At 56.7% G+C, this 21,914-nt stretch carries 19 protein-coding genes; 7 read left to right on the top strand and 12 right to left on the bottom strand.

What is annotated here, in order from left to right; translation table 11 throughout:
* The first annotated feature begins 121 nt into the window (after nucleotides 1-121).
* From HK23_RS00255 to HK23_RS00265, 3 genes are all read left to right on the top strand, one after another.
* Complete coding sequence (locus HK23_RS00255) at nucleotides 122-757, top strand: LabA-like NYN domain-containing protein (protein ID WP_086652428.1); 636 nt, start codon at nucleotides 122-124, stop codon at nucleotides 755-757.
* 244 nt (nucleotides 758-1,001) lie between these two features.
* On the top strand, nucleotides 1,002-1,685 hold the full coding sequence (locus tag HK23_RS00260) for a carbonic anhydrase (protein ID WP_063907909.1): 684 nt from the start codon (nucleotides 1,002-1,004) through the stop codon (nucleotides 1,683-1,685).
* 69 nt (nucleotides 1,686-1,754) lie between these two features.
* Complete coding sequence (locus HK23_RS00265; RefSeq protein WP_256939990.1) at nucleotides 1,755-2,786, top strand: endonuclease/exonuclease/phosphatase family protein; 1,032 nt, start codon at nucleotides 1,755-1,757, stop codon at nucleotides 2,784-2,786.
* 71 nt (nucleotides 2,787-2,857) lie between these two features.
* Here the strand turns inward: HK23_RS00265 and HK23_RS00270 are convergent, their stop codons facing one another.
* The 5 genes from HK23_RS00270 to lepA form a co-directional block, all read right to left on the bottom strand.
* The gene (locus HK23_RS00270) at nucleotides 2,858-4,198 is read right to left on the bottom strand and encodes a DEAD/DEAH box helicase (RefSeq protein ID WP_086652429.1); all 1,341 of its coding nucleotides are present in this window, start codon (nucleotides 4,196-4,198) and stop codon (nucleotides 2,858-2,860) included.
* A gap of 438 nt (nucleotides 4,199-4,636) precedes the next feature.
* Complete coding sequence (locus HK23_RS00275; RefSeq protein ID WP_086652430.1) at nucleotides 4,637-5,245, bottom strand: nitroreductase family protein; 609 nt, start codon at nucleotides 5,243-5,245, stop codon at nucleotides 4,637-4,639.
* Between the two features lie 24 nt (nucleotides 5,246-5,269).
* Nucleotides 5,270-5,899, bottom strand: a complete 630-nt coding sequence (gene metW / locus HK23_RS00280) for a methionine biosynthesis protein MetW (protein WP_086652431.1) — start codon at nucleotides 5,897-5,899, stop codon at nucleotides 5,270-5,272.
* Entirely contained in the window at nucleotides 5,899-7,074 is a 1,176-nt protein-coding gene (gene metX / locus HK23_RS00285; RefSeq protein WP_063907906.1) for a homoserine O-acetyltransferase MetX, read from the bottom strand. Before metX ends, metW begins: the two co-directional genes overlap by 1 nt.
* Before the next feature lie 100 nt (nucleotides 7,075-7,174).
* The gene (lepA, locus tag HK23_RS00290) at nucleotides 7,175-8,980 is read right to left on the bottom strand and encodes a translation elongation factor 4 (RefSeq protein WP_063907905.1); all 1,806 of its coding nucleotides are present in this window, start codon (nucleotides 8,978-8,980) and stop codon (nucleotides 7,175-7,177) included.
* A 306-nt stretch (nucleotides 8,981-9,286) separates the two neighbouring features.
* On the opposite strand from lepA, the gene HK23_RS00295 reads away from it, so the two are divergent.
* Nucleotides 9,287-10,738 carry a Hint domain-containing protein gene (locus HK23_RS00295; protein WP_086652432.1) on the top strand — a complete coding sequence of 484 codons (1,452 nt, stop codon included), beginning with the start codon at nucleotides 9,287-9,289 and terminating at the stop codon, nucleotides 10,736-10,738.
* A gap of 90 nt (nucleotides 10,739-10,828) precedes the next feature.
* Here HK23_RS00295 and HK23_RS00300 read toward each other — a convergent pair whose 3' ends face one another.
* From HK23_RS00300 to HK23_RS00320, 5 genes are all read right to left on the bottom strand, one after another.
* Nucleotides 10,829-11,500: a helix-turn-helix transcriptional regulator gene (locus tag HK23_RS00300; protein ID WP_086652433.1), complete on the bottom strand. Its 672-nt coding sequence runs from the start codon at nucleotides 11,498-11,500 to the stop codon at nucleotides 10,829-10,831.
* On the bottom strand, nucleotides 11,497-11,745 hold the full coding sequence (locus tag HK23_RS00305; RefSeq protein WP_086652559.1) for a hypothetical protein: 249 nt from the start codon (nucleotides 11,743-11,745) through the stop codon (nucleotides 11,497-11,499). The genes HK23_RS00300 and HK23_RS00305 overlap by 4 nt, the downstream gene beginning before the upstream one ends.
* A gap of 71 nt (nucleotides 11,746-11,816) precedes the next feature.
* Nucleotides 11,817-12,476 (bottom strand): GIY-YIG nuclease family protein, encoded by a 660-nt coding sequence (locus HK23_RS00310; protein WP_086652434.1) that lies wholly within the window; start codon nucleotides 12,474-12,476, stop codon nucleotides 11,817-11,819.
* A 97-nt stretch (nucleotides 12,477-12,573) separates the two neighbouring features.
* On the bottom strand, nucleotides 12,574-13,431 hold the full coding sequence (locus HK23_RS00315; RefSeq protein WP_086652435.1) for an NmrA family NAD(P)-binding protein: 858 nt from the start codon (nucleotides 13,429-13,431) through the stop codon (nucleotides 12,574-12,576).
* A 228-nt stretch (nucleotides 13,432-13,659) separates the two neighbouring features.
* On the bottom strand, nucleotides 13,660-16,065 hold the full coding sequence (locus HK23_RS00320) for a glucose/quinate/shikimate family membrane-bound PQQ-dependent dehydrogenase (protein ID WP_086652436.1): 2,406 nt from the start codon (nucleotides 16,063-16,065) through the stop codon (nucleotides 13,660-13,662).
* 418 nt (nucleotides 16,066-16,483) lie between these two features.
* Between HK23_RS00320 and HK23_RS00325 the strand changes: the two genes are divergently transcribed.
* Nucleotides 16,484-17,692, top strand: a complete 1,209-nt coding sequence (locus HK23_RS00325) for an aldose epimerase family protein (RefSeq protein WP_086652437.1) — start codon at nucleotides 16,484-16,486, stop codon at nucleotides 17,690-17,692.
* A gap of 20 nt (nucleotides 17,693-17,712) precedes the next feature.
* Here HK23_RS00325 and HK23_RS00330 read toward each other — a convergent pair whose 3' ends face one another.
* Nucleotides 17,713-18,735, bottom strand: coding sequence for an adenosine deaminase (locus HK23_RS00330; protein WP_063907900.1), 1,023 nt, complete (start codon nucleotides 18,733-18,735; stop codon nucleotides 17,713-17,715).
* A gap of 177 nt (nucleotides 18,736-18,912) precedes the next feature.
* Here HK23_RS00330 and HK23_RS00335 point away from each other — a divergent pair, with 177 nt between their 5' ends.
* Both HK23_RS00335 and HK23_RS00340 read left to right on the top strand, forming a co-directional pair.
* Entirely contained in the window at nucleotides 18,913-19,737 is an 825-nt protein-coding gene (locus tag HK23_RS00335; RefSeq protein ID WP_143217450.1) for a hypothetical protein, read from the top strand.
* Between the two features lie 77 nt (nucleotides 19,738-19,814).
* Entirely contained in the window at nucleotides 19,815-20,675 is an 861-nt protein-coding gene (locus HK23_RS00340) for a hypothetical protein (RefSeq protein WP_086652439.1), read from the top strand.
* A gap of 104 nt (nucleotides 20,676-20,779) precedes the next feature.
* Here HK23_RS00340 and HK23_RS00345 read toward each other — a convergent pair whose 3' ends face one another.
* Nucleotides 20,780-21,886: an L-dopachrome tautomerase-related protein gene (locus HK23_RS00345; RefSeq protein WP_086652560.1), complete on the bottom strand. Its 1,107-nt coding sequence runs from the start codon at nucleotides 21,884-21,886 to the stop codon at nucleotides 20,780-20,782.
* Nucleotides 21,887-21,914: the final 28 nt, after the last annotated feature.

Genomic DNA, 21,914 nt, shown 5'->3' on the forward strand with positions numbered 1-21,914 from the left:
TGTATCTTTTTTTCTGAACACGGGTATAATCCGCCGACCTTACCCTTAAATCCCTGAATGCGATAGATTTTTAACCTACATTCAAAATGCCTTATCGTGTCATTTAGAGGAAAAAACCCAAATGAATCTCAAAAAAGAAGAGAGGACATGCCTCTTCATTGATGGCTCCAGCCTTTATTCAACGTCCCGTGGTCTGGGCTTTGATGTCGATTATAAAAAGCTGCTGGATTTCTTCACATCCAAAACACACATCATACGCGCTTATTATTACGCCGCCATTCTGGATACGGAAGACTACTCACCCCTTAAACCGCTGACGGACTGGCTGTCCTATAACGGCTATTTCCTGGTGACCAAACCTGCCCGCGAATTTACCGATTCCACCGGCAAACGCCGCGTGAAGGGCAATATGGAAATCGAAATTGCTGTGGATATGATGGAAATGGCGCCGCATATCGACCACGCCATTCTCTTTACCGGTGACTCAGATTTCCGCCGCGTGGTGGAAGCCGTGCAGCGTCAGGGCACCCGCGTGTCCGTCGTGTCCTCCATGCGCTCTTCTCCGCCGCTGATTGGCGATGATCTGCGTCGTCAGGCCGATAACTTCATGGAGCTGGCAACCATTGCCAACAACTTCACCCGTCGCCAGCAGGCAGAAACTCAGCGCCCGCGCGTTGGGAACCCTGCCCCCATCCGCCATCCGGCCGACCAGATGAGCGAGCCGGATCTGGATGACGACGAGACCGATATCCTCTGATCAACACGTCTGACGTGTTTTAAGAAAATACCCCTCTCCAGCCGCCCAACCTCTTTCGGGCCCACGCTGGCAGGGGTATTTTTTTAGCTGGACTGTGCCACCAGACTGATTTCCTATAAAAAAAATTTCAGACTGGCGGAAAAAAAGCCGGTGTCATGCGTTTCATTCAACTCTATCATGCAGAAGAGAGGTCTTTGGCCAGGACCGAATCCTGCACCCTTCTGAGTATTTTTTGGAGAAGCCTATGCCTACTTGTTCTGAAGCCCGAGCCGGCCTCCTTTCGCTGCTGCGTGGCGTTGAACACTTCAACACTGAGGTTTTCCCGGCCAAGCAGAACCTTTTTGCGTCTCTGGCAGATGGCCAGTCTCCCAACGCTCTGTTTATTGCCTGCGCAGACAGCCGTATTAACCCCAGCCTGATCACCCAGACGGAACCGGGCGACCTGTTCATTCTGCGCAACATTGGCAACATTGTTCCGGCCTATGGCGAAATGCTGGGCGGTGTGTCTTCCGCTGTGGAATATGCCGTCGCCGGCCTTGGCGTGTCCGCCATTATCGTCTGCGGCCATTCCGATTGCGGCGCGATGAAAGCCCTGCTGGCTCCGGAAAAAAGCGGTCTGGACAAAATGCCGACCGTCCGTAAATGGCTGCGCAATGCAGAGGCTGCCCGCGCAGCACTGGGAGACCTGAAGGCAGAAGACGCTGGCCCGGCCAATGTCCGCAGCCTGTCTGAGCAGAATGTGCTGCTGCAACTCTCTCACCTCAAAACCCACCCGGCTGTGGTGGCTGGCATGGCACGCGGCACGCTGTTCCTGCAGGGCTGGTTCTATGACATCGGGACGGGTGAAATCACCATTCTTGATGAACAGACCCGTAAAACCACCACCATTGCGGAAGCCATTTCACATCTGGAAGCCCAGCCTGCCTAAAGGCAGGAAGGTTTGCTTTCAAATAAGACACGGACCGGCGGAGCACAGGCTTCGCCGGTTTTTCTTTGCATGACCCGTTTTACCAACTCCCTAACGCTCCCCGGCGCATTTTTCCTGCTGGGCGCAGCCTTGGTCGGCATGCCGATACAGCCTGCCCTTGCAGTTCCCACTGGTGAACACGAGTTCCTCAGTCCCACAACACAGCAGGAAGCTTCGCCTTCACCGGCAGCCGCTCCGGCTCCAGCCCACTCCCTCAAGCTGGCAACGTGGAATATGGAATGGCTGATGGCGGAGGATGGGCCGCTGGCAGCCAATGCCCCGCCTGACCGCCCCCATCGGACCGCTGCCGATTTTGAAAAACTGGCGGCGTACGCACGGCATCTGGACGCTGACATCGTCGGGTTACAGGAAGCGGACACCACCGCCACGGCAGAGCGGCTTTTTCCAGCCCGCACCTATCAGATCTTTATGACGAATGACGCCCTCCTCCAGCATCCGGCGCTGGCGGTACGCAAACCGCTTCCCGCCCACCGCAACCCGGATCTGGTGGAGCTTGACGTTGCGCCCACCACGGCCACGCATCAACTCCGGCGCGGGCTGGATGTAACGGTCGAGACCGATACAATCCCGCTGCGCATTCTGGTGCTACATCTCAAAACCGGCTGCTGGGACAATCCTGTTTCAGAAAAACACCATAACTGCCCCACCCTGTTGCAGCAGTTTGGCGTGCTGCAAAACTGGATCAGCGCGCGGGCGGCTGCGCATGAAGCCTTTGTGATCATGGGCGACTTCAACCGGCGCATGACGGTTTATGACCCGTTTTTCCTCATTCTCAGACAAGCTGCCCCACTAAGTCTGACAACTGCGGGATGGGCCAGCCCCTGCGAAAATGGCTCCTATTTTATTGACCATATTCTGCTGGGCGGTGCGGCTCAAAACTGGCTGCAACCGCATTCTCTGCGCGTGATGACTTACCGGCAAGAAAGTCAGCCTGTCACCCTCTCTGACCATTGCGCGGTCTCTGTGCAGCTCACCCCAAAAGCATTGGCGCCTTCTGCATCCTCTGCGACAACAGCGTTCCAGCCCGGCACTCAGCCATAAAAAAACCGCTGCGGATGGCTCCACAGCGGCTTTTTGCATTTACCACAAACCCGTAAGGGTGAGGGCACGTCTTAGAAGGCGCGGCCACGGCCAGCAGAGGCTCCGCCACCGGAGCGACCACCGCCACCCGGACGACCGCCGCCACCATTCCCACCACGCGGCGGGCCACCACGGCCACGACCACCGCCGCCGCCATTCCCGCCACGCGGCGGACCACCGCGACCACGGCCACCGCCACCCAGCACGGGCGGACGCATGGTGGAGGCCTCAGCACTTTCGGAGTGCCAGGGATGGTCACGCACCACCGGAATGGGCTTACCAATGGTCTTTTCAATATCACGCAGCCAGGCGCGCTGTTCCGGGTCACAGAAGGACACGGCCCAGCCATCACGCCCGGCACGCGCCGTCCGGCCAATACGGTGGACGTAGCTTTCCGGCACGTTCGGCAGATCGTAGTTGAAGACGTGGCTCACATCGTCCACGTCGATGCCACGGGCCGCAATATCGGTTGCCACCAGAACTTTAACGCTCCCGGTGCGGAAGCCGCTCATGGCCCGCTCACGCGCACCCTGAGACTTGTTACCGTGAATAGCTTCCGCCACCACGTTGTTCTTGTTCAGGAATTCCGCAACTTTGTTGGCCTCGTGCTTCATGAGGGTGAACACCACGGCGCGGGCCACCTTGGGGGATTCCACCAGGGTCAGCAGGGCATCGCGCTTGTCCGTGCCATCCACAAACATCACAGCCTGCTGGATACGGTCCACCGTGCTGGACGGCGGAGTGACTTCCACCTTAGCCGGATCATGCAGCAGAGAGTTAGCCAGATCTGCAATGCTGCGCGGCATGGTAGCGGAGAACAGCAGCGTCTGCCGTTTGGGCGGCAGGAAGGTCATGATGCGGCGGATATCGCGCACAAACCCCATGTCCAGCATGCGGTCAGCTTCATCCAGCACCAGCACTTCAAGGCCGGAGAGGTCAATAAAGCCCTGACCAATCAGGTCCAGCAGGCGGCCGGGGGCTGCAACAAGCACATCCACACCCCGACGCATGGCTTCAACCTGACGCCCCTGCCCCACGCCGCCGAACACAACGGCCTGCGTGAATTTCATATGGCGGGCGTAGGCCTTGAAGCTGTCGCTGATCTGGGAAACCAGCTCACGCGTGGGAGCAAGCACCAGAACGCGCGGCTTTTTGGGGCCGGCAACCTTGGGATGAGCATGCAGATGGTTGAGGATAGGCAGGGCAAATGCTGCGGTTTTACCGGTGCCTGTCTGGGCCAGACCCAGCAGATCACGGCCTTGCAGCAGATACGGGATGGACTGAGCCTGAATGGGGGTCGGGGTTTCATACCCCTGCTCAGCCAGAGCCTTTAACAGAGGGGGGGCAAGATTCAGTTCAGAAAACGTAGTCATCAGGGCAAACCTTTTCGTGCAGCCTGAAAAGCGAGACGAGAACACCCTTTTTCAGTTACGCACCATATCGTGTCAGGACGGAGTGAAAACGGCGCACTCTGTGCACGACCCCTCACCCGCATTCATGAACATTTTTTAACAATGCTGGCAGCGTCACGTCTTTTCAGAAAAGTCAGTCTGAAAACCCTGCCTTGAATCGGTATATAAGTGGAGTTCTCATACCCCGCAAGCCTTCCGTACCATATTGGTCCGAAAAGAAAGCCGCCATATAATCGTCACACTCTGTTCACGGCTCCGACCACAACCGGCCAAAGCAATGAAACAAAAGCCATGGATGCTCAATTTTAAAGGAAGTTTTAAAAAAGGGTAAAGATGCCTCATTCTATGAACGAGACCTCTTCACATCTGCTTGCCTAACAAAAGTTTTAGAAGAAATAATCAGTCTGCAAATCGATCAGCCAGAATAACCTCCTGCCGGGGCAGGCTGCCGCCGCGTGGCTGAGGCGGCGCAGTGCCTTTGCCGATGGCCACAAACAGGCCAATCACATGGTCTTCCGGCAGGTTGATCAGCTTGCCCACGGCATCAAAATCAAAGCCGTCCATCGGGCAGGTCTGATAGCCCAGAGACACCGCCGTCAGCATCAGCGTCTGCGCTGCCAGCCCGCAGGAGCGCATGGCTTCATCCCGCTGCACCTGTTCCCGCCCGCGATAATACTGGTCAATCATCCCGGCCATCAGCGTTTGCACGTCCTGCGGGGCATCCTGCCAGTAACGGGCCGGGCTCTTCTTCCACGCAGCAAGGTCGGCACAGACCACAATCAGAACAGAGGCGTCTGTCACCTGAGCCTGATCCCACGCCGCCGCGCGGATCTGTTGACGCAGCGCCGGATCCGTTACCACCACAAAGCGCCAGTTTTGCAGGTTGAAGGCCGTTGGTCCCATGCGGGCGGCATCCAGGATCTGCGCAAGGTCGGCTTCGGGGATCTGAAAATCCGGGTCATACTGCTTCACAGCCCGCCGCGTGGCGACGGCTTTCAGAACATCCATGTCTCTCAGCTTCTTCTTTTGAGATCAGTGTTTCTCAGATACAGGCGGGCACTCGCCTTCCCGCCGCAGCAGGAACAAAGCCTGCTCACCAAACAAATTGGCCATCCGGATGGAGCGCCGCCAGGGGGCGCGTTCCCCGTCTTCATCCACCGCCATCCATTGCTGCACACAATAGCCCTCTTCCGCGCACAGCGCGATGAAGTCCCGAATGGTGCACGGGTGAATATTGGGCGTCTCATACCACGGGGTGTGCCACACAGCCGTCATGGGCATCCGTCCGCTCAGCAGTAGTTTCAGCCGGAGCTGCCAGTGGCCAAAATTGGGGAAAGACACAATGGCATGCCGCCCGATACGCAGCATCTGCCGCAGCACTTCCCGCGGGCGCTCCACTGCCTGAAGCGTGCGCTGCAAGACCACATAATCAAACGCATCATCAGGGTAATGCGCCAGATCGTGGTCCGCATCCCCATGCACAACGGGCAGGCCGTGGGCGACGGAGCGGGTAACTTCCCGCATATCGATTTCAATGCCACGGGCATCACAGCCGCGCAGGCGGAACAGATGGTCAATCAGCGCGCCATCACCGCTGCCAACGTCCAGAACCCGTGTGCCGGGTTCGATCATCTCTGCAATCAGGCGTTGATCAAGGCGCATCAGGCGAGCCCTGCATGATCTGCCACACCGCACAGGAAGCCCCGTACGGTTCTGTCAAAATCCGGTTCATCCAGCAAAAAGGCGTCATGCCCCTTGTCCGTTTCAATCTCCACAAAGGAGACGTTCGCTGCGGCCTGATTAAGCGCACGCACCAGATAGCGGGAGCTGGATGTGGGGAACAGCCAGTCGGACGAGAATGACACCACGCAAAACCGCACCGGCGTGCCGGCAAAGGCCGCAGGGAGTTCACCATCATGCTCAGCAGCAAGGTCAAACCAGTCCATGGCGCGGGTAATGGTCAGATAGGAATTGGCGTCAAACCGCCGCACAAAGGCCGAGCCCTGATAGCGCAGATAGGATTCCACCTCGAACACATCGCCAAACATGGCCAGAGAAGCCTCGGGAGCCTGCGCGTCCTTAGGTTCCTGCCGCACACGGCGGCCGAATTTGCGCGTCAGCGCTTCTTCTGAAAGGTAGGTGATGTGCGCCATCATACGCGCCACGGCCAGCCCACGCGCCGGGACCACATTATGTTCCCAGTAACGACCGCTATACCAGTCCGGGTCAGCAAAAATCGCCTGACGCCCGACCTCGTTGAACGCGATATTCTGAGCGGAGTGGAACGGGGCCGTCGCAATCGGCATGGCGGCCAGCATCATGTGCGGATACGTCACGGCCCATTCCAGCACCTGCATACCGCCCATGGAACCGCCAACGACCGCAAACAGCCGCTCAATCCCTAAAGAGCGCACCAGCTTATACTGGGCACGCACCATGTCACGGATGGTAATAGGCGGGAAATCCGTGCCCCAGCGCTCCACCTTGCCTTCGGCGCAGGCCGGTTTAAGGGAACGCGGGCCAGTGCTGCCCATGCAGCCGCCCAGCACGTTCATGCAGATAATGAAAAAACGGTCCGTATCAATGGGCCGCCCTGGCCCCACCATGCGCGCCCACCATCCGGGCTTGCCGGTTTGCGGATGCGTTTCCGCCACGTACTGATCCCCCGTAAAGGCGTGGCAGATGACAATGGCGTTGTCCCGCTTGGGGGAGAGCTGGCCGTAGGTGCGATAGGCCACATCAAGGGACGGCAGATGCACACCGCATTCCAGATCCAGCCCATCGGGGAACGTGGCGTGCTGATGGTCGCCGACATCAAGAGGCGCTGTGCTGTTCATGAAGGTGATACCAACTCCGGCTGGAAGACCTCCGACATAGGAGCGAAAACAGGACGGATCAAGTCCGCCTTAACGCTGCCGCAGGCCTGCCATGCCGGGGTTAGCCATCCATTTTCAGAGCAGCGAGGAAGGCGCTCTGCGGAATTTCCACTTTCCCGAACTGCCGCATACGCTTTTTACCCTCTTTCTGCTTTTCCAGCAGTTTGCGCTTACGGGAGATGTCACCGCCATAACATTTGGCCGTCACATCCTTGGAAAGTGCGCCGATGGTCTCACGCGCAATCACCTTGCTGCCAATGGCTGCCTGAATGGCGATTTTGAACAGCTGGCGGGGAATAAGGTCCTTCAGCCGGGCGCAAATGGCGCGGCCACGGGTTTCCGCCGCAGAGCGATGCGCAATGAAGGACAGCGCATCCACCGGCTCCTGATTGACCAGAATGGAAATGCGCACGAGGTCACTCTCCTCATACCCGTCCATCTGATAGTCAAAGCTGGCGTAACCGCGCGTGAGGGACTTCAGGCGGTCATAGAAGTCAAACACCACCTCGTTCAGCGGCAGACGATAGACGGCCATAGCGCGGTTGCCCACGTAGGTCAGATCCACCTGTACGCCGCGGCGCTCCGTGCACAGGGTCAGCACAGCACCCAGATATTCATCCGGCACCATGATGGTGGCCTTGATCCACGGCTCGTCAATCTTCTCGATCTGAGAAAGGTCCGGCATATCCGCCGGGTTGTGCAGCTCTTCTTCCTGCCCGTTGGTCAGCGTGATGTGGTACACCACGGACGGCGCGGTGGCGATCAGATCAAGATCGAACTCGCGGGACAGACGTTCCTGAATGATTTCCAGATGCAGCAGGCCAAGGAAGCCGCAACGGAAACCAAAGCCCAGCGCTGCGGACGTCTCGGCCTCATAATGGAACGAGGCATCGTTCAGGCGCAGTTTGGAGAGGCTGTCCCGCAGCTTTTCAAAGTCGTCCGCCACAATGGGGAAGAGGCCACACCACACCACCGGAATGGAGGGTTTGAACCCTGCCAGAGCCTTGTCCGCCGGGCGACGGTCATCGGTGATGGTGTCACCCACGTTGCAGTCGGCCACGGTCTTGATGGCAGCATTGATATACCCCATCTCACCCGGACCAAGGCTTTCCACCGCCGTCATGCGCGGGGCAAATACACCGACCTGATCAATCTGATGCACGGCACCCGTGGACATCATGCGCATTTTCATGCCGCGCTGCAGGCGGCCTTCCTTGACGCGCACCAGCACGATCACGCCCAGATACGGGTCGTACCAGCTATCCACCAGCATGGCCTGAAGCGGCTTTTCCGCATCCCCCACCGGCGGCGGCAGGCGGGTCACAACGGCTTCCAGAACGCCCTCAATATTCAGGCCGGTCTTGGCGGAAATTTCCACCGCATCATCTGCGGGGATGCCAATGACTTCTTCAATCTGCGCCTTGACGCGTTCGACATCGGCTGCGGGCAGATCGACCTTGTTCAGCACCGGCACAATTTCATGGTTGGCATCAATGGCCTGATACACGTTGGCCAGTGTCTGCGCTTCCACACCCTGCGAGGCATCCACCACCAGCAGCGAGCCTTCACACGCGGCCAGAGAGCGGCTGACTTCATACGCAAAGTCAACATGTCCGGGCGTGTCCATCAGGTTCAGGACATACGTCTTGCCGTCCTTGGCCGGATAGGTCAGCCGGACGGTCTGGGCCTTGATGGTGATGCCACGCTCACGCTCAAGATCCATATTATCGAGCACCTGATTCGTCATCTCGCGGGCGGTCAACGCCCCGCAAGCCTGAATCATGCGGTCGGCCAGTGTCGATTTCCCATGGTCAATATGGGCGATAATCGAGAAATTACGGATGAGCGAAAGGGGTGTGTCGGTCATGCTGCTCCCTTTAAGCGATACGGAGAGACTTGTCAGCCAGTTCCGCACCGCGGGGAGCTGTTTCCCTGTAAATTTTTACGCAGAAGAAAATACGAGGGCGTCATCAGGCCTCTTGCTGCGCTCTTTGCGCGACTCGTTTTAACGCTGCCCTTCCCTGCCCCCTCTGAACGCATGAGAGAAAATGATAGCGCCGGCACTTTATGTATTTTTCGTTAAAAAATAGATGACGATCCCAGACCCAAGTGTTAAACCCGGCCCGCTTTACTAAAGCCTTCATCTTCAAAATATTCACGGGACTAATATTCAATGAGTGGCTCTACATCCACAAGTGATTCTACATCCACGATTCCCACCAGCGGGACATATATTCTTAATTTTGCGACACTGGGTGGCGGCAATAGTGGCGGCACAACAACGCCAGTCAATATACAGAATAGCGTTTCCGTCACTTTTTCCAAAAGCAGCTTCACGATCAATGGAAAAAATTATACTTACGATCTGACATGGGGAAAATCCGGATCAACCCAGATCATTCTGGGTGACGGACATGGTGGATACTATCTACTTACTGACGCAGATATAAAAATCAGCGATTTTTCTTACCATAATTATTCTTATTCCAACTCCAACAACCACTGGACAATCACAAACACCACTAACTCATCCTCAAGCAATCTGGCTTTTAACAACAAGCATTTCGTGACCTGCTTTTTGTCTGGGAGCGAAATCAGCACCGCAGATGGCACCCGCGCTGTGGAAAAGATCCAGATTGGTGATCAGCTCGTTGCGTTTGACTGGAAGCACAACACCCCCGTCACGCGCCGGGTTGTCTGGGCAGGCAAGGCGCACGCAACAGCGCAGGCTAATCTGCCAGACGATGAAGCCGGCTGGCCTGTTCGCATCCTCAAAGACGCTCTTGCCGATGGTGTGCCTTACAAGGACATGCTGATTACCGCCGAGCACTGCCTGTTCTTTAACGGCAAATTTGTCCCGGCGCGCATGCTGGTGAATGGCGTGTCTATCTTCTACGATAAAACCATTCCGTCTTATGATTACTACCACGTCGAAACCGAAGAGCATTCCGTCATCACCGCAGATGGTGTGCTGACTGAAAGCTATCTGGATACGGGCAATCGCCTCTCCTTCCGGCAGGACGGTAAGGTTGCAACCCTGCGGAATGCTGCCCGCACCTGGCAGGATGATGCCGCCGCCCCGCTTGAAGTGGACCGTGCTTTTGTTGAACCGCTGTTCGACACCCTGAAAATGCGCGCTGCCAGCCTTAAAGATGGCTCTGCTACAGTTCCCAGCACGACACGCACGCAGGACCCTGACCTGCATCTTGTCACACAATCAGGCGCAGTGATCCGCCCCATGCGTCAGGATGGTCCGCAGTACAGCTTTATGCTGCCCCCGGGCACACAGGCCGTGCATATTGTCTCTCGCGCCAGTCGCCCGGCAGACGTGATTGGCCCGTTTGTGGATGATCGTCGTTATCTGGGTGTCGCTGTTTCTGCTATTTCCAGCACATCAGCAAAGCAGCAGCACACCCTTACCGCGCACCTTCAGGCTCAAAAGCCGGCTGGCTGGCATGAGGATGACCAGACCAACTATGCATGGACAAACGGGAATGCCCTGTTGCCGCTCGGCAATGCTCTGGAAGGCGAGACTGGAGGCGTTCTGGTGCTGACCCTCGCGGCAGCCGGTCCTTATCTGCTGGATGCTCCCACAACCAGCGAGATGACCCGACACTCTGCCTGATTGTCGATTTTTCTTTTTTAAAACATAGAAATGCGGGCCTTGTGTGAAAGCATAAGGCCCGTATTTTCTTTGTCTTTATGAACAGCGACCTTAAAACGTCGCCATAATAATACGGTGCATCCATACATCGGACTTTCCCTCCGAGACGGGCACCAGTTCGTCTGCAGGCGGGGCGGCAAAGGAATACACCGCCCAGCGAGATCCCCCTTCAAGAGCTGATGGATCCGGGTTTTCAACCAGAATACCAAGAACCGGTTCAAAATCAGACTGCATGAGCAACACACGATCAGAACGCCGGGGCGGCATATCGGGCATGATGACCAGTGAACTCCCATCCCGCAACACGGGTTCCAGGGCATCCGTATCCACACGCACGACGTAGGCATCTCCGGTTACGGCACAGGGGAGTGTGACCTCCTCCCACAAGACGCCAGTCGGGTGGCCTGCACTGTCAAACAGACCATTGCCCCGCAGCCGGGAAAGCGGCAGCCCCCGAAGACGCCGGACCGGAGCAGCGCCCTGCCCGCGCCCCTCGCCTTCCAGCCGCCGGATAAAGTTTGCAGGGGAGATTTTCAGAACATCCAGCGCCCGCAGCAGAGTGGGCAATGCCATCCAACGCATTTCACCCTGCGGACTGATCCGGCGAGATGGATTGAATGTGGTCGGGTCCAGTCCCGCGGCACGGGCAAGGCCAGAGGGGGTCAGCCCCTGTTCAAGCGCCAGGGCATCCAGCGCCTCCCACAGATCATCGGGACGAATCATCCATGCCGTGCAGGCGCTGGCTTAAGCCCGTCTGCGACTTTCAGCACTTCCCGCGCGTGGCGCGCCTCGCCCTCATCAGTGACAAAAAAGCGGCCTTGTCCGTTATCCCGCACAAAGCCCATGCCTTCCATCCGCACCAGACACGGATCATCCCGCTGCCCGGCGGGACGCCCCACAGCTCCCGCAAGGCACAAACGGTGCAGGGCGGAGCGGCAACAGGTTTCCAGATACGGTTCATTCCACATGGAATGCAGGATCATCAATCACTACGGGGAATGCAAGCGGCTTCTCTGCTTAGGACACCCAAACACGCGCGTTAGCAGGGTTCATCAAAACTTTCTTCGCGCAGTGCCGTGAGGGTTTTCCCTTGAAATGTCCAGTAATCAGGCCCGCGCAAAGCAACGAAATTTTTTCCAAGTTTTGTAAAAATCATACCTGCTGCTTTTGTAAGGCTCACAATTTCACCTTCCAGCAGAACCTTCTTATCGTCCCACACAGAGCATTTGATATCCGGGTCACTGATCCATTCAAGTACCGCACCCTGTGTCAGCCCGATCATACTAAAATTGAAGTTTGGTTGCCGCTTTTGCTCACGTTGAAAAGCCGCCACGTCATCAGGGGTAATAGGATTTTCTCCGTCAGACTGATCTGCCTGTGACGGAAGAGGTTCTTCGTCTACCGCAATCACTTCACCATCAAGCAGTTCCAGAATGAGCTGCACACGCTCAGGTTCAATCCGGAAGAATTCCCGGTTCCCGTTAATACGATGATCGCCAAACGCGCCGTGAAGATGCTTTTCAACGCGATGATAATCGGAAACACGTTTTGCATAAAAACATTCAAACGGTACTGGGACACCACTGCTATAAAGTTGTTTGAGTCGTTTGGAGATAATCTGATCAGTTTTACCAATCTTGACCAACCCAGGCATGACGGGGTTCGTGAGAATATAAATAATGCCATCATTAAAATTCATAATTTTGCCTGCAAGCGGATTTCATTATAAACGTGAGCATAATATTAACCCACACAATCGTCCATTTAGAAAAATGTCTTTTTCCTTCTCAGATGCTTTACTCCGTCAAAGCCTGCTGAAAATAGGTTTTCAGATCAGTCGGGCCCTTTAGAGGGGCAGGAGGCACGTCATACGCCTGCGTGACAAAAATTTCTGTCATATGCGCGTAAGACTGCGCCGCATCGTCTGAAAACCCATTGCGGCGATATGCCGCCAGCCACTCGTTTTTGGGAAGAGACGCCACCCGCACCGACTTATTCAAAACCTCCCCCAGAACGTCCGCCACATCAGCAGGGCTGTACCATTCCGGGCCTTCCACCGCATACACACCGGTTTCAGAGACTGGCGCACGCACCAACTGCGCTGCAACCGCCCCACTATCCTGCGGAGCCACCATCGGCACTTTTTGCGAGGCAGGCAGAAAGGTTTCCAGAACACCAGACGTCCGCACGGCGTCGAGACCGAACGTCCAGTTGCTCATATAATACGCGGCCCGCACAACACAGAGCGGGGTTTGCAACTGGCGCGCTCCTTCCTCAAATTCATACAGAACACCCAGATCCCCGGAGTGCGCGCCGGGCTGAGCGCCATAGGTGGACTGAAGGACAATTTTTTCCAGCGCCGCTCCCTGCAAGGCTTTCAAAATAGCCTGCACCGTCCTGCGTTCTTCCACATCCGTATTCAGGGCCGGACTGGCGGGCGGGTTCAGCACAAAGGCACGCTCGGCTTTCTGAAATAACGCGGTCAGAGCCGGGGTGTCCTGCACATCCACCACCGCCGCCTCGGCCCCCTTATGTCGCCAGACTTCAGCCTTGGCCGCACTGCGGGTGACGACGGTGACAGCCTCTCCCGCCGCCAGCAACGCCCGCGCCACACTGCCCCCGACATGGCCAGTGGCCCCCATGACAACGTACATTTGCGCCCCTTTCCTCACCCACATTCTGGCAGGCCGTCTCTGGAAATACGCCGGCTCCAAGACCTGCGCTTACAAAGCCCTTCCTGTCAGAAAAACAGGCGACGCTCTAGCCCCTGCACGCCACGGGAACAGCCTCATTCTGCCCATAAAAAAGGGACGAACCCGTTTCCCGGTTCGCCCCTTCCCTTACGTCATGCCGGAACACCGTCCGGCAACAGTCTGGTCAGATCAGTGCTTTTCCGCACCATCCGGCAGCGCATAGGCCACAATATAGTCGCCCAGCTTGGTGCCGAAGGAGCCGTGGCCGCCATCGGCTGTCACCACAAACTGGCGACCATTGGCTTCATACGTCATCGGCGTGGACTGGCCACCTGCGGGCAGACGGTCCTGCCAGAGCTGGCGGCCGGTCGTCACGTCATACGCCCGGATGTAGTAGTCCGCCGTGGAGGTCAGGAACGCCACACCACCAGCCGTGGTCAGCGGGCCGCCCAGAGACGGGATACCAACCTTGAAGGGCAGCGGCAGCGGAGAGCTGTCCCGCACGGTGCCGTTGCGGTGCATCCACATGATCTTGTTGGTCTTCAGATCAATCCCGGCGACATAGCCCCAGCCCGGCTGTTTGCAAGGAATGCCCAGCGGAGAGAGGAAGGCATGCAGGTCCACACCATACGGCGTGCCGTATTGCGGCTGCACACCGCTTTCTGAACCGGACGGCCCGACATTCGGGTTCGGCTCAGCCGGGTTACGCGGCCCACGCGGGATGAGGGTGGAGACAAACGGAATGGCAATCGGGTTAGCAAAAGCCACCTGACGCACAGGGTCCACAGCCAGACCACCCCATTCAAACATGCCCAGATTACCGGGGAACACCAGCGTGCCCTGCAGGGACGGCGGCGTGAACGGGCCTTCATACCGCAGCTTTTTGAACATGATGCGGCAGACCATCTGGTCCAGCATCGTGCCGCCCCACATGTCCGCATCCGTCAGATTATTCTTCGGGCGGAAGGTGAGTTCGGAATACGGCTGGGTGGGTGCCACATGGTCACCGGGGGCTGCCCCCTGCGGGACGGGCGTTTCCGGGGCCGGGACAATCAGGTGTCCGTTACGGCGGTCCAGCACAAAAATGTTGCCCGTCTTGGCCGGCGCATACAGAGCAGGAACCACCGTGCCATCTGCCTGACGAATATCGACAAGGCTCGGCTGGGACGGAATATCCATATCCCACAGATCATGATGCACAGTCTGATAGAACCAGACCTTCTCACCCGTATCAGCATTCAGCGCCAGGATACCGGACGCATAACGTTCCTGATCGGCTGAGCGATGACCGCCCCAGATATCCGGCGTGGCCACACCCGTGGGGATGTAGATCATGTTCAGCCGGGCATCGTAAGACGCCGTAATCCAGGAATTGGGAGAGTTCGCCACATATTTGTGGGTGTCGGACGGCAGTTCGTTCGGGTTGGGGTTCCCTGCATCGAACGCCCAGACCAGACGGCCCGTATACAGGTCATACGCACGCGTCACGCCAGAGGGTTCATGCGTGGAGTAGTTATCCGTCACCGCACCGGAGACAATCACAACCTTCTGCGTCACCACCGGCGGAGAGGTCGGCTCATAGAACCCGGCCTCATGCATCGGCATGCCGCCCTTCAGGTCCAGTTCACCATCCTGACCAAAGCCGTGGCAGCGTTCCCCTGTTTCCGCATCCAGCGCAAACAGACGGCCATCATTTGTGGGCAGGAAGACGCGGTGGCTGCACTCGGTCGGAGCTGGCGAGCCATCGCTCGTCACATCACCGGGGTGCATCTCAGAATAGGAGACGCCACGGCACGTCATGTGCTGGAAGGTCGGGTTGTACTGGAGCTTCGGGTCGAACTTCCACCGCTCTTTGCCCGTTGCTGCATCCAGCGCAAACAGGATCTGATGCGGGGAGCAGAGATACAGTGTGTCGCGCACCTTGATGGGCGTGACTTCATCCGTGAATTCACCGGGGTCGTTCGGGGTCTTCAGGTCATGCGTGCGGAACACCCATGCCACTTTCAGACCGGACACATTGGCCGGGGTAATCTGCTTGAGCGGAGAATAACGGTCACCAAACTGGGTGCGACCATAAGCGGGCCAGTCGGCATCCGCCGCATCCTGCGCATCACCCGGCACAACAGCGGCCTGCGGTCCTGCGGAGGGGAGCACTCCGGCAATGTCCTGCGGGTCCTGCGTCAGCGCAAAGCCATACACTGCCACACCAGCCAGCACGCCCAGAGCCAGCGGAGCACGCCCCATGCGGGAGTGCGGGTAAAGGTCTCTGGTCACAAACGGCAGGAGCATCCACAGGCCCAGCGGCAGCAGCACGTCCCCACGCGGGGCCAGCGCCCAGAAGTCAAACCCGACTTCTCCCACGGACCAGATGAGCGTTGCAAAAACCAGAGCGGCATAAAGCCACAGAGCTTCCTGCCGACGCCGCCAGAGCAGCCCGGCAGTGACCAGCAGGACCAGCCCGCAGAGCACATAAAAGAGAGAGCCGCCCAGAGAAGCGAGCCATGCGCCGCCTCCCGTCAGGAACAGGCCCAGCACTGCCACAAGGACAGTCGTAATCAGTAACGGCATACCAGGCCGCGAAGATGGTGGCGTCATTCAGGTCAACCAATGTTGTCAGAAATGTAAGAAAGGACGACAACCGTATAAGATAAATTCATTTTTTTCCAGAAAAATTCTGGAACTGCGTCGCGCCCGATAGAAAACAGAGCAACTGATTGCTCCCCGCACACACTCGGCATGCTTTTTATCTTTTTTTAAGAAAGAACACAGGCTCTCCACCCTGAAGAAATAGAAATTTCTTCAAGAAGTCCTGAGAAAATTTTCTTTTTTTATCGACTCAATTCTAAAAACATTCCAGACAAGACTATCAAACCATACAAAACCGCAAACATACACCGCCCGGCCCGTGGCCCCGGACATGAACTTTCATGCCCTCATGACGTTATTGGGCAGTATACGCCAACGCGGCGTACGGGCATTTGTTCCGGCCAGTACACATGAACGGTCTTACACCATGACTTCACGCTTAGTTTCGCCTGCTGCCAGACCACACGGCCTCATAAGCCGCCTCTCCCGCTACGCAACACTGGGGCTGGCCGCGCTGGGAGCGCTGCTGCCGTCCCTGTCCCACGCGGCCACACCCGGAGCGTTTGAAGCCGAGCCGTTTGGCGCACTGGCAGACGGGCAGAAAGTCTCCCGTTACACTCTGCGCAACAAGGCAGGCCTGAGTGTGCAGTTTCTTTCTTATGGCGGGGTGATTACAGCCATTTCCACGCCGGATAAGACCGGAAAGCAGGCCAACATCGTGCTCGGCTTTCCCACGCTGGAGGGCTACACGCGGGATAGTGCAGAGGGTGGCCTGTTTTTTGGTGCGCTGGTGGGCCGTTATGCCAACCGCATTGCCAAGGCATCGTTTGATCTGGACGGCACGACCTATCACCTCCCGGCCACTGAACCGCCGAACACCCTCCATGGTGGCCGGAACGGTTTTGATAAAAAGATATGGTCTGTCAAAAAACTTTCCGACCTGACGAATGCCACAGGCGCGGAACTTACTCTTATCAGCCCCGACGGGGATGAAGGCTTTCCCGGCACCCTGACGGTGCGGGTCTCCTACATTCTGGATGACAGTAACCGCCTGAGCATCCGCTACCGCGCCAGCACGGACCGCCCCACTGTTCTGAACCTGACAAACCACAGCTATTTCAATCTGGGTGGGGAAGGCTCCGGCACGGTGGAAAACCACCTCCTCACCCTGAACGCGGACCATTATACCCCAACAGATGATGCCTCCATTCCCACAGGGGACATTGCCAAAGTTGAGAATACACCACTGGATTTCCGCACACCGCACCGGATTGGGGAGCGGCTGCGCAGCACCTTCGGGCAGATGCGCCACGCGCACGGCTATGACCATAACTGGGTTCTCACCCCGCCAACCGGCCCGGCCCCACGTCTGGCCGCCACGCTAACGGACCCGGCCACAGGCCGCACTCTGTCCGTGTTCACCACGCAACCTGGCATTCAGGTTTATACCGGCAACAGTCTGGATGGCCGTTACGCAGGGCCGTCTGGCCAGACTTACCGCCAGACAGACGGCATTGCGCTGGAAACCCAGTTCTTCCCGGATTCCCCACACCACCCCAATTTTCCCTCAACCGTGCTCAGACCGGGTGAAGAGTTTGACCACACCACAGTCTTTGCCTTTGGGGTTGAGCCGTAAAAGGGTCTGATGGCCTGCCGTCACAACGCCGCAGTATGACGAAGCAAAAACGCATCAAGCCTTTCAAGCTGGTGCGTCAGAGCGTCATCATTCAGGAAAGAGCCGAGGAAACTGTTCCGCGCCAGCGTCGCAACATCCCGGTTTGACAGTTTCCCGGCATCGACAAGGGCGCGGTAATTCTCCGCAACGTAGCCACCAAAATAGGCCGGATCATCCGAGTTCAGGGTCGCCCGTAGTCCTTTTTCCAGCATGATATCAATGGGGTGGTCCCGCAGATCTTCCACCACGCACAATTTGAGGTTGGAGAGCGGGCAGACGGTCAGGGTCATGGCGTCCCGCGCCAGACGGCTGGTCAGAAAAGGATCTTCCAGTGATCGGTTGCCGTGGTCCAGTCGGTCCACCCGCAGGATATCAAGGGCTTCATACACATAGGCAGGCGGTCCTTCTTCCCCCGCGTGCGCCACACGCTTCAAACCGGCATCGGCTGCGGCGGCAAAGACTTTTGCAAATTTTGAAGGCGGATGCCCGACTTCTGAAGAATCCAGCCCGACACCGCTAATCTGCCCGAACCATTTTTCAGCAGAGCGGAACGTTGCAAACGCGGACTCTTCATCCAGATGCCGCAAGAAGCACAGGATCAGCAGAACGCTCATACCATGCCTGCGTCGGGCCTCCTCCACGCCCGCGAGTAGCCCTTCCATCACCACATCAAATGGCACACCCCGCAGCGTATGCGTCTGAGGATCAAAAAAGATCTCGGCATGCGTTACGCCATCTGCCGCAGCGCGGTCAAAATAGGCGACGGCCAGATCCCGAAAATCCTCCGCCGTCAGCAGCACATCAGCCCCGGCGTAATAGATATCCAGAAAATCCTGCAATTTTGTAAACTGATACGCCTTGCGCACATCCTCTACAGAAGAAAACGGGATGGAAACCCGGTTCCGCCGTGCCAGTGCAAACATCAGTTCCGGTTCCAGACTGCCTTCAATATGCAGATGCAGTTCCGCCTTTGGAATAGCCGTAATAAAATCCTGCCCGTGCATTGCCGCTCCTTCTGGTTAAACTGTCCGGTGAAAATAAAATCAGTTAAGGCCAGAACAGCACCCTAACGCAAATTTGCCGTATGATCCCTCGTATACGTCCCCTTACTGCCTTGTCTTCACGGCAGTATCTTCTATAAAATGAAACCGTATTTTTAGAGATTTCAGGCGACTTTTATTATGGATTGTACTCTTCTCATTACGCGGGAACCTTTCCCAATACAGGGCGAGAGCCGCCCTGTCCTGCGCATCATGCCGGATGCTGTATATGCACTGGTGGTAACAGATCCTACGCTTGATTTTGAAGAAAGTGCCACAGACCCCGGCTACGGAACCATTTTGTATAAAAACCCGGACCCGGCTGAGAGCCCGCAGGTCCATAGATTTCCCTTCACCAGAGAGGGTATTCGCAGCGCCAGTGCGGAAGCCCCGATTGTTCTCAAGCTCCTTGATCTTGCCAAAACACTCAAAGCCCATGTTCTGAGTGATCATGGTGCACTCTATTTCAAAGATGCGAGCGGTTTACTGAATATTACTGAAGATCAGAGCGCAAAAAGTTATCTTGTGGGGGACAAGGGGAAACGCTACGCCCTTACCCCCGATGGCGCTCTGGCTGAGCCTGCGTGCCTGCCCGATTATCTGGCCGAGAATAAATTTTCTTTTTTGCCAGACAAACCTGAAAACACGCAGAGAAAAAGCAGGACGCCAGCACCCGCTCTTTTAAAAGGACTAGGCACCTTTAAGTGCTCACTTTTCAGCAAAGCGCACCAGAAAAACGTCATGCTCTCCGTTCATGCTTACTATGTCTGGGGCCTGGGCTTTCTCAGCGGCATGAATTTTGCCTATCAGGACAGTCCTGAAGAGAACGTCACTTATCCCCACACAAAAACGAGCATGCACGAAGATATTGCATTTTTATATGCCTATTGCACACGTAACCCTGATGAAATGTTCGTTTCAGCTTGTATGGCGCTGCATTACATGCGCATGCAACGGCAGTCGTAGAAACCCGTCAGTCTTCTTTTCATCCTCCCCATTAAACATTCGCGCCATTCAGCCAGACACGCAGGAAAAACCACACAATGGGATATGAGATTACAATCACACGCGAAGCAGGCTGCTGGGATGACGAGACCGCAGGTCGTCCCCTTTTGGAGTTCCAGCCCGAAATTGTACATACCGTTCTTAAGGCTGATCCCACTTTAGAATTTGAACCGGGCAAAAAAGACCCCAGATATGGGACGGTCATTTTTATCGGGAACCCGAACCCGGAAGAGATTGAAAACGGCGAAAGTGCGATCTGGTTCGACCCATGGGGGTTTACGGCAAAAAACCCCAGTGAAAACCTGATGGAAAAAATGCTTGAGCTGGCCATCAAACTCAATGCCTGCATGATAGACGACAATGACCAGACTTATTTCCTGAATAAGGATGGCAAACTTGATGCCTATTTTGAAATCCGGGACAATCTCTTCATCATCGGGGATAAGGGCACACACTATGATGTCCATAATAACGGCAAACTCAAAAATCTGAATTTACTTCCAGATTATCTGGCTGAAAATTTTATGTCTTTTTCAGAAGATGTCAGAAAAAAACTTCTGAAAAAAGCAATGCCCCCTGCCGGTCCTGTCCAGATCTACGGCCCTGTTTCATGTTCCTGTTCAGAATTTGCAAAATTCTACGAAACAAACAATCGTGAATTTGTCGTCGTGTATTATGAAGCCTTTCTGGGTCTGGTAAGCGGCTGGAATTATGCAAACAAAGACACTCCTGAAAAGCTTATTCCTCTTCCAGAAGACAACGAAGCCGTAACAAACGAGGATATTGTCTTTCTTTACGGATATTGCAAAAGCTTCCCCCGCAACAAATTCGTTCTGGCCTGCTGCGCTCTTATGACTATGCGCTCAGGGAAAACACTTAAAATTCCCCATTTTATCTAACCCGATCAGGCAGGCAGAAGCCGTCAGATTAAAAGGAACTACTCCCTGCCCTGTGTTCGTCAGAACCCGACAGACACAGCACAGAGAAGCAGTTTTTTAAAACCTCAGGGCTGGGCAGGCAGCGCTGGCGGTGCAATACGCACCAGAATATACGGGCGTTCCTGCATGTCCTTCCCATTATGGAAATCCGGCAGACGAGCCCACTGGCCGACTGTCAGCAGGAGAGTATTCCCGTCAAACGCCATGCTGTCCGGCGCAATCAGGCGGGCATCCTGCGCAACGAGGGACAGGCTGCCATCCGGCGCGCGACGCACCACGGCATGCCGCTCAATATCCGTCACATACAGGCTGCCATCGGGGGCGGTGATCATGCCATCCATAATCCCGACCTCCCCTTCATCCTTCACGGCAGCTTCCAGCGTTTCCTCTGTGGCATTAGGGTCTGCCAGCACAGCCGTCGGGGCGCTGTAGAGGCGACGGGAAGACAGCGGAGACCAGTAAAGGCGCGTGGAATCCGCACTTAGCGCCACACCATCCACACCGCCCTGCGGCACAGTGGGATGCTCGGCAGCATAACGGCCAAGGCGACCGTCTGCTTCCATCACAAAGCCCGGCACCGGGCTGACGGACACGGTTTCTTCCAGAATACGGCGCACCTTGCCGCTGGCCAGATCCACCACCAGCAGAGCGGGATGCGTAGTCTGTGAGGTATCGCTGACAAACGCCGTGCCTGCGCTCCCATGAGTTAGGTCAACCCGCACATCATTCACATGGCTGTCGGGCCGCACGGCAGGTGCGCTCAATGCGTAACGACGGATAATCTTATTTGTCTTCGGGTCAATATGCAGCAGAGCCGGTTTTGCTTTGGCCTTGCTGCCGGCCCGCACGCCTTCATCCAGCAGCCAGAGCTGGCCATTGGCGTCCACCGTCATGCCGAGCGGAGAAATGATCTTGCTTTGCGCCGCCTTGCTGGGGAACGGCGTCAACTGCCCCGGCGTCCATGTCACCAGAACCGGGCCTTTGTGCCGCTGGGCGCTGGTGGGGAGAGAGAGCACAATCCGCCCGTCCTGCAGCCGCGCAATGCCGGACGCCTGCACATCCGGGAAGCGATCCGCCACCGTCACATTCCCGCTGGTCGTCCAGTTATGCACCGTGCTGTCTTCCGCCAGCGCCGTGCCGGACACGGATGCGCAGAGCAACCCCATCAGCATGCCAGACCGCACCAGCGCCTGAAGGGTG

It is taken from the genome of Acetobacter malorum, from assembly GCF_002153605.1.
Classification (GTDB): Bacteria; Pseudomonadota; Alphaproteobacteria; order Acetobacterales; family Acetobacteraceae; genus Acetobacter; species Acetobacter malorum_A.